This window comes from Streptomyces sp. NPDC058052, from assembly GCF_042885515.1.
Taxonomy (GTDB): Bacteria; Actinomycetota; Actinomycetes; order Streptomycetales; family Streptomycetaceae; genus Streptomyces.
Genome location: NZ_JBHVRX010000001.1, coordinates 447,392 through 469,253, shown reverse-complemented (window position 1 = coordinate 469,253; position 21,862 = coordinate 447,392). Strand labels below are relative to the sequence as shown.

The window sequence follows — 21,862 nt, the reverse complement described above, 5'->3', positions numbered from 1 at the left end:
CCTTCGGTGCCTGAGCGCTTCCTACGCTCAGGCTGTTGCTGTCTTCTTGCGCCGGTTCGTAATGATTTGCCCGGCCACGACGATCAGTACCGCGAGGACGAACATCGCGGTGCCGATCACGTTGATCTGAACGGGGGTGCCGCGCTGTGCCGAGCCCCAGACGAACATGGGGAAGGTCACGGTGGAGCCCGCGTTGAAGTTGGTGATGATGAAGTCGTCGAACGAGAGCGCGAAGGCGAGCAGCGCGCCGGCGGCGATGCCGGGGGCGGCGATCGGCAGCGTGACGCGCAGGAAGGTCTGCGCGGGCCCGGCGTAGAGGTCGCGCGCGGCCTCCTCCAGGCGCGGGTCCATGGACATGACCCGGGCCTTGACCGCCGTCACGACGAACGACAGGCAGAACATGATGTGGGCGATGAGGACCGTCCAGAAGCCCAGCTCGATCCCCATGTTGAGGAAGAGGGTGAGCAGCGAGGCGGCCATGACGACCTCGGGCATCGCCATCGGCAGGAAGATCAGCGAGTTGATCGCGCCGCGCGCCCGGAAGCGGTAGCGGACCAGCGCGAAGGCGATCATGGTGCCGAGGACGACGGCGCCGACCGTGGCCCAGGCGGCCAGCTGGAGCGAGAGCGTGAGCGACTCGCACATGTCGGCGACGCCGCAGGGGTCCTTCCAGGCGTCGAGGGAGAACTGCTGCCAGGAGTAGTTGAAGCGTCCGTTCGGCTTGTTGAACGAGAACACCATGACCACGACGTTCGGCAGGATCATGTACGCCAGCGTCAGCAGGCCGGCGATGACGACCAGGTTCTTGCGGATCCAGCTCATCAGACGAGGTCCTCCGTTCCCGCCTTGCGGATGTAGACGGTGACCATGAGGAGCACGATCGCCATGAGGATGAAGGACAGGGCGGCGGCCGTCGGGTAGTCGAGGACGCGGAGGAACTGCGACTGGATGACGTTGCCGATCATCTTGGTGTCGGTGGAGCCGAGCAGTTCGGCGTTGACGTAGTCGCCGCTCGCCGGGATGAAGGTGAGCAGGGTGCCGGAGACGACGCCGGGCATCGACAGCGGGAAGGTCACCTTGCGGAAGGTGGTCGCCGGGGAGGCGTAGAGGTCCTGGGCGGCCTCGTGCAGCCGGCCGTCGATCCGCTCCAGCGAGGTGTAGAGCGGCAGGATCATGAAGGGCAGGAAGTTGTACGTGAGGCCGCAGACGACCGCCATCGGGGTGGCGAGCACCCGCTCGCCCTCCGTCCAGCCGAGCCAGCTGGTCACGTCGAGGACGTGCAGCGCGTTGAGGGCGTCCACCACCAGGCTGTCGTCGGCCAGGATCGTCTTCCACGCCAGGGTCCGGATGAGGAAGCTGGTGAAGAAGGGCGCGATCACGAGGACGAGCAGCAGGTTGCGCCAGCGCCCGGCCTTGAAGGCGATGAGGTACGCGAGCGGGTAGCCGAGCAGCAGGCAGAGCAGGGTCGCGGTGCCGGCGTAGAGCAGCGAGCGCAGGAGCTGCGGCCAGTACTCGGTGAAGGCGTCGACGTACGTCTGGAAGTGCCAGGTGACCTGGAAGCCCTCTTCGAGGGAGCCGGTCTGCACCGAGGTGGACGCCTGGTAGACGAGCGGCAGGGCGAAGAAGACGAGCAGCCAGAGGATGCCGGGGAGCAGCAGCCAGTACGGGACGAGCCGCTTGCGGGTGGGAGGCTTGCGCAGAACCGGTTCTTCGACCGGTGCGGGCGCCTCCTTCGTCAGGGTGGTGCTCACGAGGCGTCCTCCACCGTCTCCACGCCCGCGTCGCCCACTGTCCCGGCAAGCAGGGACTGGGCGGCGTCGAGGCCGAAGGTGTGGGCCGGGTTCCAGTGCAGGACGACCTCGGCGCCCGGGCGGAGCCGCGCGTCGCGCTCGATGTTCTGCTCGTAGACCTGGAGCTCCGCTCCGGCCGGCGAGTTCACCACGTACTGGGTGGAGACGCCGATGAAGGAGGAGTCGACGATCCGGCCGGTGACCTTGTTGCGGCCGTCCGCGATCGAGCCGGCGTCGTCGGCGTGCGTCAGCGAGATCTTCTCGGGACGGACACCGACGAGGAGCTTGCCTCCCTGGCGGACGGCGTCGGTACAGCGGTCGCCGGGGACCCTGAGCTTGCCGCCGCCGGCCGTGACGACGACGTCGGAGCCGGTCTCGGCCACCTCGGCCGCGATGAGGTTGGAGGTGCCGAGGAAGTTGGCGACGAAGGTGGTCCGCGGGTTCTCGTACAGGTCGGCGGGGGCGCCGAGCTGCTCGACCCGGCCGCCGTTCATGACCGCGACCTGGTCGGCCATGGTCATGGCCTCCTCCTGGTCGTGGGTGACGTGCACGAAGGTGATGCCGACCTCGGTCTGGATCCGCTTGAGCTCCAGCTGCATCTGGCGGCGCAGCTTGAGGTCGAGGGCGCCGAGCGGCTCGTCGAGGAGGAGCACCTGCGGGTGGTTGATGAGGGCGCGGGCGACGGCGACGCGCTGCTGCTGGCCGCCGGAGAGCTGGTGCGGCTTGTGCCGGGCCTTGTCGCCGAGCTGGACGAGCTCCAGCATGTCGTCGACCTGCTTCTTCACCGACTTGATGCCGCGCCGGCGCAGGCCGAAGGCGATGTTCTCGGAGATGTCCATGTGCGGGAAGAGCGCGTAGGACTGGAAGACGGTGTTGACAGGCCGCTTGTAGGGCGGGAGGTCGGTGACGTCGCGGTCGCCGAGGAAGATCGTGCCGGTGGAGGGGTCCTCCAGGCCGGCGATCATGCGCAGGGTGGTGGTCTTGCCGCAGCCGGAGGCGCCGAGCAGGGCGAAGAAGGAGCCCTGGGGGACGGTGAGGTCGAGCGGGTGGACGGCCGTGAAGGAGCCGTAGGTCTTGCTGATCCCGGTGAGTCGGACGTCGCCGCCGGTGGTCTTGTCAGTCATGGGTTGCGGTCCCGGATCTTCGTGAAGGGTGGACGACGGCTCAGGCGCCGATGAGCTTGGCGAACTTCTCCTCGTACGCCGTCTCTTCCTCGCCGGTCAGCGAGCGGAAGGCGCGGGACTTCCTGGCCATGGCCTTGTCGGGGAGGATCAGCGTGTTGGCCGCGAGCTCGGGATCGATCTTGGCCAGTTCGTCCTTCACCCCGTCGACGGGGCAGACGTAGTTGATGTAGGCGGCGAGCTGGGCGGCCACCGGGAGCTCGTAGTAGTGGTCGATGAGCTTCTCGGCGTTGGCCTTGTGCCGGGCCTGGGTGGGGACGAGCAGGTTGTCCGTGGAGGTGATGTACCCGGCGTTCGGGATCGCGTACTGGATGTCCGGGTTGTCCGCCTGGAGCTGGATGATGTCACCGGCCCAGGCCAGACAGGCGGCGATGTCGCCCTTGTCCAGGTCGGAGGTGTAGTCGTTGCCCGTGAAGCGACGTATCTGCTTCTTGTCGACGCCCTTCTGGAGGCGGCCTATCGCCGCGTCGTAGTCGGCGTCGGTGAACGTCCCCGGGTCCTTGCCCATGTCGAGCAGGGTCATGCCGACGGTGTCGCGCATCTCGGTGAGGAAGCCGACCCGGCCCTTGAGCGCGGGGTCGTCGAGGAGCTGGCTGACCGAGTCGACCTTCTTCCCGCCGGTCGCCTTGGTGTTGTAGGCGATGACGGTGGAGATGCCGGTCCAGGGGTACGAGTAGGACCGGCCCGGGTCCCAGTCGGGGCGGCGGAACTGCGCGGAGAGGTTGGCGTAGGCGTTGGGCAGGTTCGCCGGGTCGAGCTTCTGCGCCCAGCCGAGGCGGATGATGCGGGCGGCGAGCCAGTCGGTGACGCAGATCAGGTCGCGGCCGGTGTCCTGGCCGGCCGCGAGCTGCGGCTTGATCTTGCCGAAGAACTCGACGTTGTCGTTGATGTCCTCGGTGTACTTGACCTTGATCCCGGTGCGTTTCGCGAACGCCTCCAGGGTCGGGCGGGACTTCTCGTCCTCGCTGACGTCCATGTACTCGGTCCAGTTGGAGAAGTTCACCGTCTTCTCCTTGGCCGAGAAGTCGCTGGACGCCGGGCCCTGGCCTTCCCGCTTGGCCGGCGGGATGCCGCAGGCGGTCAGGCCGGCCAGGCCGCCGACCGTGAGCGCGCCCACGCCACCGGCCCGCAGCAGCGAGCGGCGGCTGAGGGCACCACGGCCGCTCGTCATGCTGCGCCGGATCGCCGCCATCTGGGCGGCGGACAGGCGGTCGGGCTCGTACTGCTCCATGCGCTGTGCCCTTTCGGGATGGGTTGCGCCGCTGGTCGGGCGGCTGACTGCTATCGGTCCCCGAAGATCGTGCGGTGCCAGTCCTTGGCCGCCACCGCGGTGTTGTCGAACATCACGTGCTTGACCTGCGTGTACTCCTCGAAGGAGTAGGCCGACATGTCCTTTCCGTAGCCGGACGCCTTGTATCCGCCGTGCGGCATCTCGCTGATGATCGGGATGTGGTCGTTGACCCAGACGCAGCCGGCCTTGATCTCACGGGTGGCCCTGTTCGCCCGGAAGACGTCGCGGCTCCAGGCGGAGGCGGCGAGGCCGTACGGGGTGTCGTTGGCGAGCCGGATGCCCTCGTCGTCGCCGTCGAAGGGCAGGGCCACCAGGACCGGTCCGAAGATCTCCGACTGCACGACCTCGCTGTCCTGCGCGGCGCCGGTGATCAGGGTGGGCCGATAGTATGCGCCGTTCTTGAGCTCTCCACCAGGGGCTTCTCCGCCGGTGACGACGGTCGCGTAGCCGCGGGCCCGCTCGACGAAGCCGGCGACCCGGTCGCGCTGGACGTGCGAGACCAGCGGGCCGAGGTCGGTGGACGGGTCGAAGGGATCGCCGAGACGGACGGTCTCCATGAGCTCGGCGACCCGGGCCACGAAGGCGTCGAAGAGGGGGCGCTGCACATAGGCGCGGGTGGCGGCGGTGCAGTCCTGGCCGGTGTTGATGAGGGAGGCGGCGACGGCGCCGTGGGCGGCGGCCTCCAGGTCGGCGTCGTCGAAGACGACGAAGGGCGCCTTGCCGCCGAGCTCCAGGTGGAGCCGCTTGACGGTGGCGGTGGCGACCTCGGCGACCCGCTTGCCGACCGGGGTGGAGCCGGTGAAGGAGGTCATGGCGACGTCGGGGTGGCCGACCAGGTGCTCGCCGGCCTCGCGGCCGGCGCCGTTGACGATGTTGACGACGCCGTCGGGGATGCCCGCCTCCTTGGCCGCCTGGGCGAACATCAGGGAGGTGAGCGGGGTCAGCTCGGCCGGCTTCAGGACGATGGTGTTGCCGGCGGCGATCGCCGGGAGGATCTTCCAGGCGGCCATCTGGAGGGGGTAGTTCCAGGGGGCGATGGAGCCGACCACGCCGATCGGCTCGCGCCGGACGTAGGAGGTGTGGTCGCCGGAGTACTCGCCGGCGGACTGGCCCTGGAGGTGGCGGGCCGCGCCGGCGAAGAAGGCGGTGTTGTCGATCGTGCCGGGCACGTCGAACTCGGTGGTGAGCCGGATCGGCTTGCCGCACTGGAGCGATTCGACCCGGGCGAAGTCCTCGGCCTGCTCGACGAGGACCGCGGCGAAGCGGTGGAGCGCGTCGGAGCGCTCGCCCGGGGTGGCGCCCGCCCAGCCGGGGAAGGCGGCCTTGGCCGCGGCCACGGCCTCGTCGACGTCCGCGGTGGAGGCGAGTTCGTAGGTGTACACGCTCTCGCCGGTGGCGGGGTCGACGACGCTGTGCGTCCGGCCCGAGGTTCCGGGGCGGAGCCGTCCGCCGATGTACTGCGCGCCGTCCGCGAAGCGGTCCGTCACCTGGAAGCGGTTGCCCATGACGCTCTCCGTTGTCCCAGCTCGAATTGAGTGCCGATCCTGACAGAGGGACCGGGCTCGAACAAGTGATTCCGTTGTTGCCTTTTGGTTACTCGACGGAATCGGTCGACCAAGTGTCGAGGTCGCAGGAAAATCTTCGTACGGAGTGTCGGTCGCGGATGCCAGACTCGCGTGCATGATGACCGTCGAATCGCTGACACAGCAGGTCAGCAGGGGTGAGAAGGTGAAGTGGCTGCACTTCTGGGGCCATCGCGCGGCCCCGGACGGACGGCTCACGCAGAGCTGTCTGAGCCAGTGGTGGCCGTCACCCTTCGAGGTCGCCGGCGTCCGGTACGCGACGGCGGAGCACTGGATGATGGCGGAGAAGGCGCGCCTCTTCGGCGACGCGGAGGCCGGGCGGAAAGCGCTCGCCGCCCGTACCCCTGCCGAGGCGAAGAACGCCGGGCGGCTGGTCCGCGGCTTCGACGAGACCGTGTGGGCGCGGGAGCGCTCCGGGATCGTGGTGGCCGGCAGCGTCCACAAGTTCGCCTCGGACGAGGGGCTGCGGAGCTATCTGCTGGGGACCGGCGGCCGGGTCCTGGTGGAGGCCAGCCCGCTGGACCGGGTGTGGGGCATCGGCCTCGCCGCCGGTGACCCCGGCGCCGCCGACCCGGCCCGCTGGCGCGGGCTCAACCTGCTGGGCTTCGCCCTGATGGAGGCCCGGGAGCGGCTGCGCGCGGAGAGCGGCTCAGCGGCGGGTGCCGACGACGACGGTCGCTGAGGTCCGCTCCCCGCCGCCGCTCTCCCGTTGCTCCTCGGCCCACATCACGGCCCAGACGATGAAGGCGAGGGCCGCGGCCCCGAGGACCGTGGAGACGATGCCGAGGACGATGCCCGCGGTGGCGGCCCCGCCGTTGCTCGCCCGGCCCCGGCCGGCCCGCTTGCGGCCGAGAATGCCGAAGATCAGGGCGAGGACGCCGAGGACGATCGACGGGACCCCGTAGAACCAGAAGAGACAGGTGCCGACGATGCCGAGCACCATGCCGGCCGTGCCCATGCCGTTGGACTGGCCGGGCAGCGGCCCGTAGGGCATCGGAGGGGCCGGCGGGTAGCCGTAGCCGGGGCCGGGTCCCGCGGGCGGGTAGCCGTACGCGGCGGGTGCCGCGGCCGGGTGGCCGTACGCGGGGCCGGGTGCCGTGCCCGGGTGGCCGTACGCGGGGCCGGGTGCCGTGCCCGGGTGGCCGTACCCCGCCGGGGCCGGGTGGCCGTACCCGGGCGGGGGCGCCGGGGCGCCGTACGCGGCCGGGCCGCCGGGGGCGACGGGGGGCGGCGGAAGCTCCGCGCCGGCCGCCTCCCCGGTGGGTATCGAGGTGATCGTCGGCTGGTCGTGCACCGGGGCCCGCTTGCCCAGCTCCACCGGGGCTCCCGCGCGCTCCGGCGCGGCCCACGGATCGCTCGCGTCCCGGTCCCGCGGGCGCGGCTCGGCGTGGTCGGACATTCGGGACTCCCTCCGTGGTCCCGTCATGCTACGGCGTCCCGGCCGGCCGTCCCCGTCCGGCCTACGATGACCCGATGACCGATCTCCACCCCTTCATCGCGGGCCTGCCCAAGGCCGAGCTGCACGTCCACCACGTGGGCTCCGCCTCCCCGCGGATCGTCTCCGAACTGGCCGCCCGGCACCCGGACTCCAAGGTCCCCACGGACCCGGAGGCGCTGGCCGACTACTTCACCTTCACCGACTTCGCGCACTTCATCGACGTGTACCTGTCCGTCGTGGACCTCGTGCGCACCCCTGAGGACGTCCGGCTGCTGACCTTCGAGGTCGCCCGGGACATGGCCCGGCAGAACATCCGCTACGCCGAACTGACCATCACCCCCTACTCCTCCACCCGCCGCGGCATCGACGAGCGGGCGTTCATGGCCGCGATCGAGGACGCCCGCAAGGCGGCGGAGGCCGAGTTCGGCACCGTGCTGCGCTGGTGCTTCGACATCCCCGGCGAGGCCGGTCTGGACGCCGCAGAGGAGACCGCGCGCCTCGCCGTCACCGATGGCATCCGCCCCGAGGGCCTGGTCTCCTTCGGCCTCGGCGGCCCGGAGATCGGGGTGCCGCGCCCGCAGTTCAAGCCGTACTTCGACCGGGCCCGGGCGGCCGGGCTCCGCTCGGTGCCGCACGCCGGCGAGACCACCGGCCCGGAGACCGTCTGGGACGCCGTCCGCGAGCTGGGCGCCGAGCGCATCGGCCACGGCACCAGCTCCGTGCGGGACCCGGAGCTCCTGGCGTACCTGGCGGAGCACCGGATCGCCCTGGAGGTCTGCCCGACCTCCAACATCGCGACCCGGGCGGTGGCCACCCTCGACGAGCACCCGATCCGGGCCATGGCCGACGCCGGTGTCCTGGTGACGGTCAACAGCGACGACCCGCCGATGTTCGGCACCGACCTGAACAACGAGTACGCGGTCGCCGCCCGTCTCCTGGACCTCGACGAGCGCGGGGTGGCCGCGCTCGCGAAGAACGCGGTGGAGGCGTCCTTCCTCGACCCGGCGGGCAAGGACCGGCTGACCGCGGAGATCGACACGTACACGGAGGACTGGCTGGCGCGCTGAGCCCCGGCCAAGAATGGGCCCATGCGATCTGTCACTGTCGTAGGCCACCGCGGCGACCCGTACCGCGCCCGTGAGAACACCCTCCCCTCGATCGGCTCCGCCTTCGAGCGGGGCGCGGACGCGGTCGAGGTCGACGTCCGGCTCACGAAGGACGAGGTGCCCGTCCTCCTGCACGACGACACCCTGAAGCGGCTGTGGGGCCACGACCGGCCGCTCTCCTCGCTCACCCACGCGGAGCTGCGCGAGCTGACCCGCGGCGGGGTGCCGACGCTCCGCGACGCGCTCCTGGCGGCGGGGGCCCGCCGGCTGATGCTGGACCTGCCCGGCGGGAACGAGGCGTCGGTCCGCCGGATCGTCGGCGCCGTCCGCGAGGCCGGCGCCGGCGAGCGCGTCTACTACTGCGCGGGCGCGGTCGCGATGCTCCAGGTGCGGGCGGCCGATCCGCACGCGGAGATCGCGCTCACCTGGACCTCGCTGGCGCCGCCGCGTCCGGTGCTCCTCGACGCCGTCCGCCCGAAGTGGCTCAACTACCGCTTCGGGCTGGTCGGCGAGGCGCTCGCCGAGCGCGTGCACCGGGACGGACTGCTGGTCTCGGCCTGGACGCCGGACACCCGCAGGACCATGCGTAGGCTGATCGCGAACGGGGTCGACTCGATCACGACCAACCGGGTCGACGCCCTCGCCGCCGTCCTGCGAAAGGCTCCCTGATGAACGACCGGATCCGGACCGACATCGCCCACAACGCCCGGGTGTGGAACTACTGGCTGGGCGGCAAGGACAACTACCCGGTGGACCGCGCCGTCGGCGACCAGGTCACCTCCTTCTACCCGAGCATCGGCGAAGTCGCCCGCGCGGACCGGGCGTTCCTGGGCCGCGTGGTGACCGGGCTGGCCGGCGAGGGCGTGCGCCAGTTCCTCGACATCGGCACCGGGCTGCCCACCGCCGACAACACCCACGAGGTGGCGCAGCGGGTCGCGCCGGACGCGAAGATCGTCTACGTCGACAACGACCCGATCGTCCTCACCCACGCCCGGGCGCTGCTGACCAGCTCCCCCGAGGGGGTCACCGAGTACGTGGACGCGGACGCCCACGAGCCGGAGAAGATCGTGGCGGCGGCCGGCGAGGTGCTCGACCTGTCGCGTCCGGTGGCGGTGCTGATGCTCGGCCTCCTCAACTTCGTCCTGGACACCGGCGAGGCGCGGTCGATCGTCCGGACGCTGATGGCCGCGGTGCCGTCCGGCAGCCTGCTCGTCCTCACCCACCCGACGCTCGACCCCGAGCTGGGCGGCGAGGGCAACGAGGCGGCGATGGCGTTCTGGAACGAGAACGCCACCCCGCCCATCACCGCCCGCACCCGCGAGGAGTTCGCCTCCTTCTTCGACGGCCTGGAGCTCGTCGGCCCCGGCATCGTCTCGTGCGCGCGGTGGGGCGCCGCGGACGCTCCCGCCGTGGCGCAGTTCGGCGCGGTGGGCCGCAAGCCGTAATGCGGATACGGGGGGTGGCGCAGGCGCGGGAGTGGGGCGCGGCGCATCCGGGGGCCGTGGACGCGGGGCTCGCGCTGCTGGTGCAGGCGGCGGTGACGATGCCCTTCGTGGTGCCGCGCCCGCCGGAGCTGGAGCCGGCGACCTGGCCGGCGTACGGGCTGACGACGCTGACCGTGCTCCCGCTGGTGTGGCGGCGGCGGGCGCCGATGGCGGTGCTGCTCGCGGTGCTCGCCGCGAGCGCGCTGTACCAGCTGACGATGGACGGCCCCGGGCAGCCGCTGCCGTACCAGGGGCTGGTGTGCGTCCACACGATCGCGGCGCTCGCGCCGGCCTGGCAGCGGGCGGTGACGGCCGGGCTGCTGCTGGTCGCGGTGCCGGTGTCGGTGTGGCTCAACACCCGGTCGGCCCGCGAACTCACCTTCTCGCTCTTCGTGTTCGGGGCGGCCTACGTCTTCGGCCGGCTCACCGACGCGCGGCAGCGGGCGCATCTGGTGGAGTCGGAGCGGGCGGCCGCCCGGGAACGGGCCCGGATCGCCCGGGAGATGCACGACATCCTGTCGCACGCGGTGAGCCTGATGATCGTGCAGGCGGAGGCCGGTCCCGTCGCGGTGCGGAAGGCGCCGGAGCGGGCGGAGGCGGCCTTCGACGCGATCTCCGCGACCGGACGGGACGCGATGGACCAGCTGCGGCGCATGCTGGGCGTGCTGCGGGACGACGACACCGGGGGCGGCCGCTCGCCCCAGCCCGACCTGGGTGAACTGCCCGCGCTCCTCGACCGGGTGCGGGCCGGCGGCCTCGCGGTGCGGTACGAGCCCGCCGCCGGCCCCGCCGCGCTGCCGGCGGCGCTCGCGGCGACCGTCTACCGGATCGTCCAGGAGGCGCTCACCAACACGGTGCGGCATTCCGGCGCCCGGAGCGCGACCGTGCGGATCGAGCGGGCCGCCGGACGGCTCACCGTCCTGGTCCGCGACGACGGGCGCGGGCCGGCCACCGGAGCGGGCCGCCCGGCCGGCCACGGTCTGGCCGGGATAAAGGAGCGGGCCGCCGCGCACGGCGGTTCGGCGCGGGTCGGCCCCGGCCCGGACGGGCGGGGCTTCGAGGTGCTGGTGGCACTGCCCGTACAGGACGCGGTGGAGGCGGGAAGATGACGATCCGGGTGGTGGTCGCCGACGACCAGGAGCTGGTCCGCAGCGGTTTCGCGCTGATCCTCGACGTCCAGGACGACATCGAGGTGGTCGCGGAGGTCTCCGACGGGGCGCAGGCCGTGGAGGCGGTGCGCCGCCACCGGCCGGACGTGGCCCTGCTGGACATCCGGATGCCCCGGATGGACGGCATCGAGGCGTGCCGGACGATCAGCGCGGAGAGCGCCTGCCGGACGGTGATCCTGACGACCTTCGACTCGGACGCGTACGTGTACGAGGCGCTGCACGCGGGCGCGAGCGGCTTCCTCCTGAAGGACGTGCGCCGGGACGACCTGGTGCACGCGGTCCGGGTGGTGGCGGCGGGCGACTCGCTGCTGGCGCCCTCGGTGGCACGTCGCCTGGTGGAGCAGTACACGGCGGGCGGCCCGTCCCGGGCGGCGGCGCCGGACCCGCGCCTGGACGTGCTGACGGGCCGGGAGCGGGAGACGCTGCTGCTGCTCGCGCGGGGCCTGTCGAACGCGGAGATCGCGGCGGAGCTGGTGCTGAGCGAGCACACGGTGAAGACCCATGTGGGCAACGTGCTGGCGAAGCTGGGGCTGCGGGACCGGATCCAGGCGGTGATCTGCGCCTACGAGACGGGCCTGGTGGCGGCGGGCTCTCCCCCTCCCGGGGGAGGCCGGGGGCCCGGCGCCTCCCCCGCTCCGGCGAGGGACTGACCCGCGGGGACCGCCGGTGCGGGCGATCCGCGGACCGACGCGGGTCAGCAGGATGGAGCCATCGGAACGACGGCTCACACCACTGGAGTTGACCATGCGGAAGTCCACCCGCGCCCTGCTCGCCGCGACCCTGGTCCTGGGGGTCGCGGCCGGCCCCGGCGCCCTCTCCCCCGCCTTCGCGACGACGGCGACGGCGGCGACGGCGGTCCCGGCGGCCGGCCCGCAGGCCCCGGACCTGTCGGCGGTGATCGCGGGCCTGCCGCGCGCCGACGCGACGGCGGCGCTGGTCCGGGTCGGCGGCACCGAGGGTTCCTGGGCGGGCAGCGCGGGCGTCCACGACCTGGAGTCGGGGGCGCCGGCCGACCCGGCGGCCCGCTTCCGGGCGGGTTCGGTGACGAAGGTCTTCACGGCGGCGACGGTGCTCCAGCTCGCCGCGGAGGGCCGGATCGACCTGGACCGGACGGCCCGCTCGTACCTGCCGGAGCTGATCCCGGGCCGGTACGCGACGGTGACGGTCCGTCAGCTCCTCGACCACACGCACGGCATCCCCGCCCCGAACTTCGCCGGAGGGACGGTCGAGGAGTGGTACGCGAACCGCTTCGAGGTCCACGACCCGCGGGAGATGGTCCGCTCGGCGACCGCGAAGCCGCGCGAGTTCCGTCCCGGCACCCGTCAGCACTACCTGAACATCGGCTACACGATCGCCGGCCTGATCGTGGAGCGGGTCACCGGCGACACGTACGAGGAGCAGGTGGAGCGGCGGATCCTGCGCCCGCTCGGGCTGAGGGACACGTACCTCCCGGGCGAGGCCCCGGGGATCGCCGGGCCGTACAACCACGGCTACCAGACGATGCTGCTGGAGGACGGGACGACCGGGCTGCGGGACGTCTCGGTCTGGGGGACGACGGACGGCTGGGCGGCCGGCGACCTGATCTCGACCACGGCGGACCTGGAGCGGTTCACCCGGGCCCTGTTCGCGGGCCGGGTGGTCCGCGGTCCGCTCCTGGAGGAGATGTTCACCCTGCCGAAGGTGACGGACCTCCGCAGCGGCGACCCGGCGGCCTTCTCCGTCGGCCTGTCGATGAAGCGGCTCGGCGGGCGCGAGGTCTGGGGCAAGACCGGCGGCCGCTGGGGGTACAACGCGGCCATCGCCTCGACCCGGCACGGGGAGCGGACCCTGGTCTACTCCGTCAACTCGACCGACGCCAAGGGCCAGGACACCAACCGGACGGTCCTCGGCCTGATGGTCGGGGCCTACGGCCTGCCGGACTGATCACCAGCGGTCCCAGTGCAGGACCTGCTCGCGGGGGATCCGCCGGGCGGGACGGAAGTCGGTGCCGATCGTGTACGCGACGGGGATGAAGGCGGCCTGCATGACCTCCCCGTACGGGATGCCGAGCGCGGCGGCGAACTCCCGCTCCAGCGGCAGGTTCCCGGTCGTCCACACGGTGCCGAGGCCGCGCTCGCGGGCGGCCAGCATGAAGCTCCACGCGGCCGGCAGGATCGACCCCCAGGTCCCGGCCTGGTGGGTGACGGAGAGCCCTTCGGTCCGCCCTTCCACGCAGGGGACGACGTAGGCGGGCACCTCGTGCAGGTGCCGGTACAGGTGTCCGACGCCCGCGTACACCCGGTCCATCACCCCGGGCGCCACCTCGGCCCGGCGCACGTCCCGGGCGGGCAGCGGCTGGTGGGCCCCGGGCGCGTCCAGGCTCGCCCGCCACAGGTCGGCGAGGACGGCCCGGCGCTCCGGGTCGGTGACGATCACGAAGTGCCAGCGCTGCCGGTTGCGGCCGGTGGGCGCCTGGACGGCGAGGTCGACGCACTCCTCCAGGAGGGCGCGGGGCACCGGCCGGGTGAGGTCGAGCCGGTGCCGGACGGCCCGGGTGGTGGAGAGCAGGGTGTCGGAAGCGAGACCGAGGTTCATGTGTTGAGCCTCGTACGGGCCGGACGGCGGCGGGAAGTCCGGGCTTCCACTGGGTGAAAGACGGGGTGACGGGGTGGGCGAGAGCGTGGCGGGACGGCTCTTCTCGGTGCTGGACGCCTTCGAGGGCGAAGGCCCCGCGGCGCTGCGGCTCACCGACATCGCGGCGCGCACGGGGCTCCCCGCGCCGACGGCGCTGCGCCTGGTGCGGGAGCTGGTGGCCTGGGGCGGTCTGGAGCGGACGGCGGACGGCACGTACCGGCTGGGGCTCCGGCTGCGGGTGCTCGGCGCGGCGGCGCCCTGTCCGCGCGGGCTGCTCGACGCGGCGCTTCCGGCGCTGCGGGCGCTGGGCGCGCGGACCGGCGGTCACGCGGATCTGGCGGTGCCCGCGGCGCCGCCGGCCGGCGGGGTGCTGTGCCTGGTGAGCGGGGAGCGGCCGCCGCCGCACGCGACGGCGTACGGGCAGGTGCTGCTGGCCGCCCCGCCGGCGGAGCCGGCCCGGCACACCCGGCACACCGTCGTCGCGCCGGGGGCGCTGGCCGCCCGGCTGGCCCGGGTGCGGGCGGAGGGACTCGCGGTCTGCGCCGAGGAGTTCCGGCTGGGCGAGGTGACGGTGGCCGCCCCGGTGCGGGGTCCGGCGGGGACGGTCGCCGCGCTGGGCGTGACCGTCCCGACCGGTGTCCCCCTGGACCGGGTGGCGGCGGCGGTCCGGGCGGCGGCTACGCGGGTACGGCCTCCGGTGCCGCCGCCGTGGCCGTGACGGCCTCCAGGCGCTTGATCATGCGGCGGACGTGGAGGAGCGGCAGGATGCCGAAGACCCCGAAGGACATGTCGATGACCGACCACCAGAAGGGGATGTCCCGGATGGGCCCGCAGATCAGGGCCAGGGGGATGATGCCGGCGCAGGCGATCATGCCGAACTCGACGACCCAGATGTTGCGGACCGGGTCGCGGTAGGGCCCGTAGAAGGCGACGGCGATGACGAGGTGGGCGAAGGCCAGCCAGTCGGTGCCGTAGAGGAGGTACGGGGCGTCGGTGCCGGCGGCCCCGACCCCGCCGGCCACCTTGTGGATCCACTCGGCGAGCCCGGGGAGGGCGTCGGCGACGGGGGCGGCCCAGCCGGTCAGCGAGGAGTCGAGCCAGCGGAGTTCGGTGACGAGCGGGAAGGCGGTGGCCCCGCTCAGGACGAGACAGACGACGAAGAAGATCAGCCAGGCGCGGATGCGCGCGAGAAGGGCTCTCGGCCCGTTCGTGTCGCTCATGGGCACAGCGTACGCCTGCTCTGAACGTGTTCAAAAACGGGGGGTCCCGGTGCTCCTACAGGCCGACGATCCCGTTCCAGCGCTTGGCCATGTCCTTGCGCTCGGAGGCGGCGATGTCGCGGGCGATGGCGAGCCGGCTCCGCATCTCGCGGTCCGGGAAGATCAGCGGATCCTCGGCGAGCGCGGCCAGTTCCTCGTCGCCGGAGTCGGCGAGGACGGCCTGGGCGGCGGGGACCGGGCAGACGTAGTTGACCCAGGCGGCGAGCTCGGCGGCGACCTCGGGCTCGTAGTAGTAGTCGACCAGCCGCTCGGCGTTGGCCTTGTGGCGGGCGAGGTTGGGGATCATCAGCGACTCGGCCCACAGCTCGCCGCCCTCCTCGGGGACGACGAACTCGATGTCGGGGTTGTCGGCCTGGAGCTGGATGACGTCGCCGGAGTACGCCTGGCAGGCGAGCACGTCGCCGGCGGCGAGGTCCTTGATGTAGTCGTTGCCGGTGAAGCGGCGGATGTGCTTCGTCCGGACCAGCTCCTCGACCCGGTCGCAGACGGCGTGGAAGTCGGACTCGGTCCAGCGCGTGACGTCCACTCCGTCGCCCTGCATGAGCAGGGAGATGGACTCGTCGAGGCCGGAGAGGAGGGTGACCTTGCCGCGCAGGTCGGCGTCCCACAGTTCGCGCGTGGAGCGCAGCTCCCGGCCGAGCCTGCGGCGGTTGTAGGCGATGCCGGTGATGCCGGACTGCCAGGGCACGGAGTGGAGCCGGCCCGGGTCGAAGGCGGGGCGGCGCAGCTGCGGGTCGAGCTGGCCGGCGACGTGGGTCTGGGCGGCGCGGTCCATCTTCTGGACCCAGCCGAGGCGGACGAAGCGGGCCGCCATCCAGTCGCTGACGACGATGAGGTCGCGGTCGGTGGCCTGGCCGTTCATGAGGGCGGGGCCGACCTTGCCGAAGAACTCGTCGTTGTCGTTGATCTCCTCGGTGTAGCGGACGGAGATCCCGGTCCGCTCCCGGAAGGCGTCGAGGGTCGGCCGCTTCTGCGAATCCTCGTCGTCGGTGTCGATGTAGAGGGGCCAGTTGGCGAAGGTGACGCTGCGCTCGCGGCCGGACAGGTCGCGGCCGGCCCGCTCGTCCTCGGCGACGTAGGCGGGCTTCACGCCGCAGGCGGCGAGGAGGCCACCGGCTCCGGCGGCGCCGAGACCCCGCAGGAGGGACCGGCGCGGCATGGGGTTCCTGGCTATCGCTCTCACCCGCGAAGCATCGCCTCCGGCCGTGAGCTGCCGCAATGGACGCTCCGTCGAGCGGCACGCCACGGCCCCGACACCTTGTCGATCATCGGGTCGACGGGTGCCGGGGCCGTGGCGGGAGGGCTGCCGAGGGGGTCAGCCCAGGGAGGTCATGACGTGCTTGATGCGCGTGTAGTCCTCGAAGCCGTACGCGGAGAGGTCCTTGCCGTAGCCGGACTTCTTGAAGCCGCCGTGCGGCATCTCGGCGACCAGCGGGATGTGGGTGTTGATCCACACGCAGCCGAAGTCGAGGGACTTGGACATGCGCATGGCGCGCTGGTGGTCCTTGGTCCAGACGGAGGAGGCCAGGGCGTACTCGACGCCGTTGGCGAACTCCAGGGCCTGGGCCTCGTCCGTGAAGGACTGGACGGTGATGACCGGGCCGAAGACCTCGTTCTGGACGATCTCGTCGTCCTGCCGGAGGCCGGAGACGACGGTCGGGGCGTAGAAGTAGCCCTTGTCGCCGACGCGGTGGCCGCCGGACTCGACCTTGGCGTGGGCCGGGAGGCGGTCGATGAAGCCGGCGACCTGCTTCAGCTGGTTGGCGTTGTTGAGCGGACCGTAGAGCACGTCCTCGTCGTCCGGCTGGCCGGTCTTCGTCTCGGCGGCGGCCTTGGCGAGGGCGGCGACGAACTCGTCGTGGATGGACTCGTGGACGAGCACGCGGGTGGCGGCCGTACAGTCCTGGCCGGCGTTGAAGAAGCCCGCGACGGAGATGTCCTCGACGGCCTTCTCGATGTCGGTGTCCTCGAAGACGACGACCGGGGCCTTGCCGCCCAGCTCCAGGTGGACGCGCTTGACGTCCTTGGCCGCCGACTCGGCGACCTGCATGCCGGCCCGGACGGAGCCGGTGATGGAGGCCATCGCCGGGGTCGGGTGCTCGACCATGGCGCGGCCGGTCTCGCGGTCGCCGCAGATGACGTTGAAGACGCCCTTGGGGACGATCGCGCCGATGATCTCGGCCATCAGGACGGTGGAGGCGGGGGTGGTGTCCGAGGGCTTGAGGACGACCGTGTTGCCCGCGGCGAGGGCCGGGGCGAACTTCCACACGGCCATCATCATCGGGTAGTTCCACGGCGCGACCTGGGCGCAGACGCCGACGGGCTCGCGGCGGATGATGGAGGTCATGCCCTCCATGTACTCGCCGGCCGAGCGGCCCTCGAGCAGACGGGCGGCACCCGCGAAGAAGCGGATCTGGTCCACCATCGGCGGAACCTCCTCGCTCGCGACGAGGGCGGTCGGCTTGCCGGTGTTGAGGACCTCGGCGGCGATGAGCTCCTCGGCCCGCTCCTCGAAGGCGTCGGCGATCTTGAGGAGCACCTTCTGGCGCTCGGACGGCGTGGTGTCGCGCCAGGCGGGGAAGGCGGCCGCGGCGGCCTCCATGGCGGCGTCGACGTCGGCCTGGCCGGAGAGCGGAGAGGTCGCGTACACCTCGCCGGTGGCCGGGTTGGTCACCTCGATGGTGCGGCCGTCGGCCGCGTCGCGGAACTCTCCGTCGATGTAGTTGCGCAGCCGGCGCAGCTCGGTGGTCACTTGCCACCCCTCCTGTCACGTTCTGTTCCGCACGGCCTTGTGCGGGCGTCCCGATGGGTGAGACACCTCAGCCTACTTGCTCGGCTGACGCTTTCAACAGCCCCGGAGCCCTCCGACTTCGGATTCGGTGACATCAGGGGCTCTGAACAACGAATTACATCGCTCTGGGGTTGCGCGACGGCCCATCTCGGTGCACAGTGAGGACGTGGCCAGTCGAAGCGCAGACTCCAGAACCGGAACCGGTTCGTCCCCGACGATCGATGCCGTCTCCCTGGCGATCATCGAGCAGCTCCAGGAGGACGGCCGCCGTCCCTACGCCGCCATCGGCAAGGCCGTCGGCCTCTCCGAAGCGGCCGTGCGGCAGCGCGTCCAGAAGCTCCTCGACCAGGGCGTCATGCAGATCGTCGCCGTCACCGACCCGCTCACCGTGGGCCTCAGGCGACAGGCGATGGTCGGCATCCACGTCGAGGGTGACCTGGATCCGGTCGCGGAAGCGCTGACCGAGATGCCCGAGTGCGAGTACGTGGTCATGACCGCGGGCTCGTTCGACCTGATGGTGGAGATCGTCTGCGAGGACGACGACCACCTCCTGGAAGTGATCAACAAGCGGATCCGCACGCTCCCCGGCGTGCGCTCCACCGAGAGCTTCGTTTACCTGAAGCTCAAGAAGCAGACCTACATGTGGGGAACCCGATAACCGTGACCCAGTCCCGCAGCGACCTGTCAAAGTCCGCCTACGACCACCTGTGGATGCACTTCACCCGCATGTCGTCGTACGAGAACAGCCCCGTCCCCACCATCGTCCGCGGTGAGGGCACCTACATCTTCGACGACAAGGGCAAGCGCTACCTCGACGGTCTCGCGGGACTGTTCGTGGTCAACGCCGGTCACGGCCGCCAGGAGCTGGCCGAGGTCGCGTACAAGCAGGCCCAGGAGCTCGCCTTCTTCCCGGTGTGGTCGTACGCGCACCCCAAGGCCGTCGAGCTCGCCGAGCGCCTCGCGGACTACGCTCCGGGCGACCTCAACAAGGTCTTCTTCACCACCGGTGGCGGCGAGGCCGTCGAGACCGCGTGGAAGCTCGCCAAGCAGTACTTCAAGCTGCAGGGCAAGCACACCAAGTACAAGGTCATCTCGCGTGCGGTCGCCTACCACGGCACCCCGCAGGGCGCCCTGTCCATCACCGGCCTGCCGGCCCTGAAGGCTCCCTTCGAGCCGCTGGTCCCCGGCGCGCACAAGGTGCCGAACACCAACATCTACCGCGCCCCGATCCACGGCGACGACCCCGAGGCCTTCGGCCGCTGGGCCGCCGACCAGATCGAGCAGCAGATCCTCTTCGAGGGCCCCGACACCGTCGCGGCCGTCTTCCTGGAGCCGGTGCAGAACGCCGGCGGCTGCTTCCCGCCGCCGCCCGGCTACTTCCAGCGCGTCCGCGAGATCTGCGACCAGTACGACGTGCTGCTCGTCTCCGACGAGACGATCTGCGCCTTCGGCCGCCTCGGCACGATGTTCGCCTGTGACAAGTTCGGCTACGTGCCGGACATGATCACCTGCGCCAAGGGCATGACCTCGGGCTACTCCCCGATCGGCGCCTGCATCATCTCGGACCGCATCGCCGAGCCGTTCTACAAGGGCGACAACACCTTCCTCCACGGCTACACCTTCGGTGGCCACCCGGTGTCCTCGGCGGTCGCGATCGCCAACCTGGACATCTTCGACAAGGAGGGCCTGAACCAGCACGTCCTCGACCAGGAGGGCAACTTCTTCGACACCCTGAAGAAGCTGCACGACCTCCCGATCGTCGGCGACGTCCGCGGCAACGGCTTCTTCTACGGCATCGAGCTCGTCAAGGACAAGGTCACCAAGGAGTCCTTCACGGACGAGGAGACCGAGCGCGTCCTGTACGGCTTCCTCTCCAAGGCGCTCTTCGAGAACGGCCTGTACTGCCGGGCCGACGACCGTGGCGACCCGGTCATCCAGCTGGCCCCGCCGCTCATCGCCGACCAGGGCACCTTCGACGAGATCGAGGGCATCCTGCGCAACGTGCTGACCGAGGCGTGGACCAAGCTCTAAAGGGCTTCTCCCCCTGGCACCACGCCGCCCTCACGGCGTGACCCCCACGGCCCGGGCATGCCGCCATCCGAGTGGATGGCGGCGGCCCGGGCCGCGTGCTGTCCGTACAAACGGATCCGAATACTTACGGTGCCCAGTGACCGACAGGCCCGACCCTCGTTCCCCCGGACGGGGGAACGCAAGAATCGGATCCGACATCGAGGTGTACGCGATGGCCCCACCGGACAACGACGTGCTCTGGGCGCGTTCCCTGCACTGCTCCCTGGGCGGCACGGAGGCCCTCAGCGGCGTCTCCGTCGGCGTCCGCGAGGGCGAGATCCTCGCCGTGACCGGCCCCCGCGGCAGCGGCAAGACCACCCTCCTGCGCTGCCTCTCCGGAGAACTCCCCGCCCAGAAGGGCGAGGTCTGGTTCAACAGCTCCCCGGTCCACACCCTCACCCCGGCAGGACGCGAACGGCTCCGCCGCGAACGCTTCGGCTGGATCGGCCCCGACGCCGGCCTGGTCCCCGAACTCACCGCCTGGGAGAACACCGCCCTCCCGCTGCTGCTCCGCGGCGTCCCCCACCGGGCCGCGAAGACCACCGCCGGCGAATGGCTCGACCGCCTCGACATCGGCTCCTGCGGCCCCACCCGCCCGCACGCCCTCACCCGCTCCCAGCGCCAGCGCGTCGCCATCGCCCGCGCGCTCGCCGCCACCCCGGCCGTCCTCTTCGCCGACGAACCCATCGCCGCCCTGCACCGGGCCGACGGCGCGCAGGTGCTCCGCACCCTCACCGCCGCCGCCCGCTCGCACGGCATCACCGTGCTCCTCGCCACCCACGACGGCGAGGTCGCGGCGCTCGCCGACCGCACGGTCGCCCTGCTCGACGGACGCCGGGCCGGCAGCGTGCCGCCCGCCACGGGGGCGGAGGGCGTCGCCGCGTGCTCGCTCTCCGTCTAGTCCGCGGCTCCCACCCGCTGGTCCAGCTGCGGCGGCTCCTCGTCGCCGCGGCCGCGGCCGGCGTGGGCTTCCTGCTCCTGTGCACGCTCGGCTACGCCGTCGGCCACCCCGAGCACTCCGCCGCCTCCGTGCTGCGGCTGCTCTGGTGCGCCCTGCCGATCGCCGCCACCGTCCAGTTCGCCGTCGCCGTCGCCCGCACCGACCCCGCCACCCGGCCCCGCCCCGGCCTGGCCTCCCTCGGCCTCGGCCCGGCCCGGCTCACCGCCATCGCCGCCACCTCCACCGCCGTCGCCTGCACCCTCGGCTCCATGACCGCCCTCCTGGTCTACCTGCACCTGCGCGGCGACATCACCGGCCTCCCCTTCGACGGGGCCGCCGCCGGTTTGCTCGCCGCCGAGCAGCCGCTCCCGCTGGCCGCCGCCCTCACCCTGCTCGCGGTCGTGCCCGTCGCCGGCGCCACCGCCGCCGGACTCGCGCTGCGCCCCCGCACCCGGACCCCCTCCCCCGAGGGCGCCGCCCGGCCCCTCCCGACCGGCCTCCCGTGGGGCATCGCCCTGGTCGCCGTCGGCCTCGCCGTGGAGACGTACGCGGGCCGCGGCGGCGGCGAGGGCGTCGCCCTGCCCGGCCGCTTCGACGGCTCCCCCGGCGGCGTCCTGGCCGGCTGGATCCTCACCGCCGCCGGCCTCGCGCTGGCCGGCCCCGGCCTGACCCACCTGGCCGGCCGGCTCCTCCAGACCGCCCGGCCCGGCGCCGTACGGCTCCTCGCCGGCCGCGTCCTCATGGACGAGGCCACCCGCATCGGACGCCCCCTCGGCGTGGTCGGCGCGGTGCTCTCCGGCGCCCTCGCCGCCGCCACCGTCCACGCGGCGTCCGACGGCGGCACCGCCTTCGGACCGCTCACCGGCCTCGGCGCCGGCGTCGTCCTCGCCTGCACCACGGCGACCCTGCTCACCGCCGCCCTGGAGTCCCGCCAGTGCCGCGCCCACACCGCCGAGGCGCTGGCCCGGCTCGGCGCCCCGCCGACCGTGCTCCGCACCGCCGCCCTGCTGCGCGCCGGAGCGCTGCTCGCCGTCTTCCTGCCCCTCACCTGGCTGATCGGCGAACTCGCGGCCCTGCCGCTGACCACCTGACCCCGCGGCCCGCCACGGGGCCGCACCAGCGACGG

General features: G+C 72.1%; 22 protein-coding genes. 12 read left to right on the top strand and 10 right to left on the bottom strand.

Annotation, left to right across the window (positions count from 1 at the left end):
* Positions 1-27: 27 nt before the first annotated feature.
* Genes ACFVU3_RS02310 through ACFVU3_RS02290 form a run of 5 tightly spaced genes read right to left on the bottom strand, consistent with a single transcriptional unit; the run spans position 28 to position 5,767 of the window.
* A complete protein-coding gene (locus ACFVU3_RS02310; protein ID WP_390062904.1) occupies positions 28-822 on the bottom strand; it encodes an ABC transporter permease in 795 nt (264 codons plus the stop codon).
* The gene (locus ACFVU3_RS02305) at positions 822-1,751 is read right to left on the bottom strand and encodes an ABC transporter permease (RefSeq protein WP_390062903.1); all 930 of its coding nucleotides are present in this window, start codon (positions 1,749-1,751) and stop codon (positions 822-824) included. Before ACFVU3_RS02305 ends, ACFVU3_RS02310 begins: the two co-directional genes overlap by 1 nt.
* Positions 1,748-2,914: an ABC transporter ATP-binding protein gene (locus tag ACFVU3_RS02300; RefSeq protein ID WP_390062901.1), complete on the bottom strand. Its 1,167-nt coding sequence runs from the start codon at positions 2,912-2,914 to the stop codon at positions 1,748-1,750. The genes ACFVU3_RS02305 and ACFVU3_RS02300 overlap by 4 nt, the downstream gene beginning before the upstream one ends.
* A 40-nt stretch (positions 2,915-2,954) precedes the next feature.
* Entirely contained in the window at positions 2,955-4,202 is a 1,248-nt protein-coding gene (locus tag ACFVU3_RS02295; RefSeq protein ID WP_390062899.1) for a spermidine/putrescine ABC transporter substrate-binding protein, read from the bottom strand.
* 50 nt (positions 4,203-4,252) lie between these two features.
* On the bottom strand, positions 4,253-5,767 hold the full coding sequence (locus ACFVU3_RS02290; RefSeq protein ID WP_390062897.1) for a gamma-aminobutyraldehyde dehydrogenase: 1,515 nt from the start codon (positions 5,765-5,767) through the stop codon (positions 4,253-4,255).
* Positions 5,768-5,942: 175 nt separating this feature from the next.
* Between ACFVU3_RS02290 and ACFVU3_RS02285 the strand changes: the two genes are divergently transcribed.
* The gene (locus ACFVU3_RS02285; RefSeq protein ID WP_390062896.1) at positions 5,943-6,527 is read left to right on the top strand and encodes an NADAR family protein; all 585 of its coding nucleotides are present in this window, start codon (positions 5,943-5,945) and stop codon (positions 6,525-6,527) included.
* Here the strand turns inward: ACFVU3_RS02285 and ACFVU3_RS02280 are convergent.
* Complete coding sequence (locus tag ACFVU3_RS02280) at positions 6,495-7,244, bottom strand: DUF4190 domain-containing protein (RefSeq protein ID WP_390062894.1); 750 nt, start codon at positions 7,242-7,244, stop codon at positions 6,495-6,497. The two genes, ACFVU3_RS02285 and ACFVU3_RS02280, sit on opposite strands and share 33 nt — an antisense overlap.
* 74 nt (positions 7,245-7,318) lie before the next feature.
* Between ACFVU3_RS02280 and ACFVU3_RS02275 the strand changes: the two genes are divergently transcribed.
* From ACFVU3_RS02275 to ACFVU3_RS02250, 6 genes are all read left to right on the top strand, one after another.
* Positions 7,319-8,350, top strand: a complete 1,032-nt coding sequence (locus tag ACFVU3_RS02275; RefSeq protein ID WP_390062892.1) for an adenosine deaminase — start codon at positions 7,319-7,321, stop codon at positions 8,348-8,350.
* 21 nt (positions 8,351-8,371) lie between these two features.
* Positions 8,372-9,058 (top strand): glycerophosphodiester phosphodiesterase, encoded by a 687-nt coding sequence (locus ACFVU3_RS02270; protein WP_390062891.1) that lies wholly within the window; start codon positions 8,372-8,374, stop codon positions 9,056-9,058.
* A complete protein-coding gene (locus ACFVU3_RS02265; protein ID WP_390062890.1) occupies positions 9,058-9,834 on the top strand; it encodes an SAM-dependent methyltransferase in 777 nt (258 codons plus the stop codon). The genes ACFVU3_RS02270 and ACFVU3_RS02265 overlap by 1 nt, the downstream gene beginning before the upstream one ends.
* Positions 9,834-10,982 carry a sensor histidine kinase gene (locus ACFVU3_RS02260; RefSeq protein WP_390062888.1) on the top strand — a complete coding sequence of 383 codons (1,149 nt, stop codon included), beginning with the start codon at positions 9,834-9,836 and terminating at the stop codon, positions 10,980-10,982. Before ACFVU3_RS02265 ends, ACFVU3_RS02260 begins: the two co-directional genes overlap by 1 nt.
* A complete protein-coding gene (locus ACFVU3_RS02255; RefSeq protein ID WP_390062886.1) occupies positions 10,979-11,692 on the top strand; it encodes a response regulator in 714 nt (237 codons plus the stop codon). The genes ACFVU3_RS02260 and ACFVU3_RS02255 overlap by 4 nt, the downstream gene beginning before the upstream one ends.
* A gap of 94 nt (positions 11,693-11,786) precedes the next feature.
* Positions 11,787-12,965 (top strand): serine hydrolase domain-containing protein, encoded by a 1,179-nt coding sequence (locus tag ACFVU3_RS02250; protein ID WP_390062884.1) that lies wholly within the window; start codon positions 11,787-11,789, stop codon positions 12,963-12,965.
* Here ACFVU3_RS02250 and ACFVU3_RS02245 read toward each other — a convergent pair whose 3' ends face one another.
* A complete protein-coding gene (locus ACFVU3_RS02245; RefSeq protein ID WP_390062882.1) occupies positions 12,966-13,616 on the bottom strand; it encodes a nitroreductase family protein in 651 nt (216 codons plus the stop codon).
* A 73-nt stretch (positions 13,617-13,689) separates the two neighbouring features.
* Between ACFVU3_RS02245 and ACFVU3_RS02240 the strand changes: the two genes are divergently transcribed.
* Positions 13,690-14,373 carry an IclR family transcriptional regulator gene (locus tag ACFVU3_RS02240; RefSeq protein WP_390062880.1) on the top strand — a complete coding sequence of 228 codons (684 nt, stop codon included), beginning with the start codon at positions 13,690-13,692 and terminating at the stop codon, positions 14,371-14,373.
* On the opposite strand, the gene ACFVU3_RS02235 is transcribed toward ACFVU3_RS02240, so the two are convergent.
* The 3 genes from ACFVU3_RS02235 to ACFVU3_RS02225 all read right to left on the bottom strand — a co-directional run bounded on the left by ACFVU3_RS02235 (position 14,333) and on the right by ACFVU3_RS02225 (position 17,687).
* Positions 14,333-14,875 carry a hypothetical protein gene (locus ACFVU3_RS02235; protein ID WP_390062878.1) on the bottom strand — a complete coding sequence of 181 codons (543 nt, stop codon included), beginning with the start codon at positions 14,873-14,875 and terminating at the stop codon, positions 14,333-14,335. The two genes, ACFVU3_RS02240 and ACFVU3_RS02235, sit on opposite strands and share 41 nt — an antisense overlap.
* A gap of 55 nt (positions 14,876-14,930) precedes the next feature.
* Positions 14,931-16,094 (bottom strand): spermidine/putrescine ABC transporter substrate-binding protein, encoded by a 1,164-nt coding sequence (locus tag ACFVU3_RS02230; RefSeq protein ID WP_390062877.1) that lies wholly within the window; start codon positions 16,092-16,094, stop codon positions 14,931-14,933.
* 156 nt (positions 16,095-16,250) lie between these two features.
* Positions 16,251-17,687, bottom strand: coding sequence for a gamma-aminobutyraldehyde dehydrogenase (locus tag ACFVU3_RS02225; protein WP_390062875.1), 1,437 nt, complete (start codon positions 17,685-17,687; stop codon positions 16,251-16,253).
* Between the two features lie 205 nt (positions 17,688-17,892).
* Between ACFVU3_RS02225 and ACFVU3_RS02220 the strand changes: the two genes are divergently transcribed.
* From ACFVU3_RS02220 to ACFVU3_RS02205, 4 genes are all read left to right on the top strand, one after another.
* The gene (locus ACFVU3_RS02220) at positions 17,893-18,384 is read left to right on the top strand and encodes an Lrp/AsnC family transcriptional regulator (protein WP_390062873.1); all 492 of its coding nucleotides are present in this window, start codon (positions 17,893-17,895) and stop codon (positions 18,382-18,384) included.
* Positions 18,369-19,757: an aspartate aminotransferase family protein gene (locus ACFVU3_RS02215; RefSeq protein WP_390062871.1), complete on the top strand. Its 1,389-nt coding sequence runs from the start codon at positions 18,369-18,371 to the stop codon at positions 19,755-19,757. The genes ACFVU3_RS02220 and ACFVU3_RS02215 overlap by 16 nt, the downstream gene beginning before the upstream one ends.
* Before the next feature lie 211 nt (positions 19,758-19,968).
* Positions 19,969-20,697, top strand: a complete 729-nt coding sequence (locus ACFVU3_RS02210) for an ABC transporter ATP-binding protein (protein WP_390062869.1) — start codon at positions 19,969-19,971, stop codon at positions 20,695-20,697.
* Positions 20,679-21,827 (top strand): hypothetical protein, encoded by a 1,149-nt coding sequence (locus ACFVU3_RS02205; RefSeq protein WP_390062867.1) that lies wholly within the window; start codon positions 20,679-20,681, stop codon positions 21,825-21,827. The genes ACFVU3_RS02210 and ACFVU3_RS02205 overlap by 19 nt, the downstream gene beginning before the upstream one ends.
* The last annotated feature ends 35 nt before the right edge of the window (positions 21,828-21,862 follow it).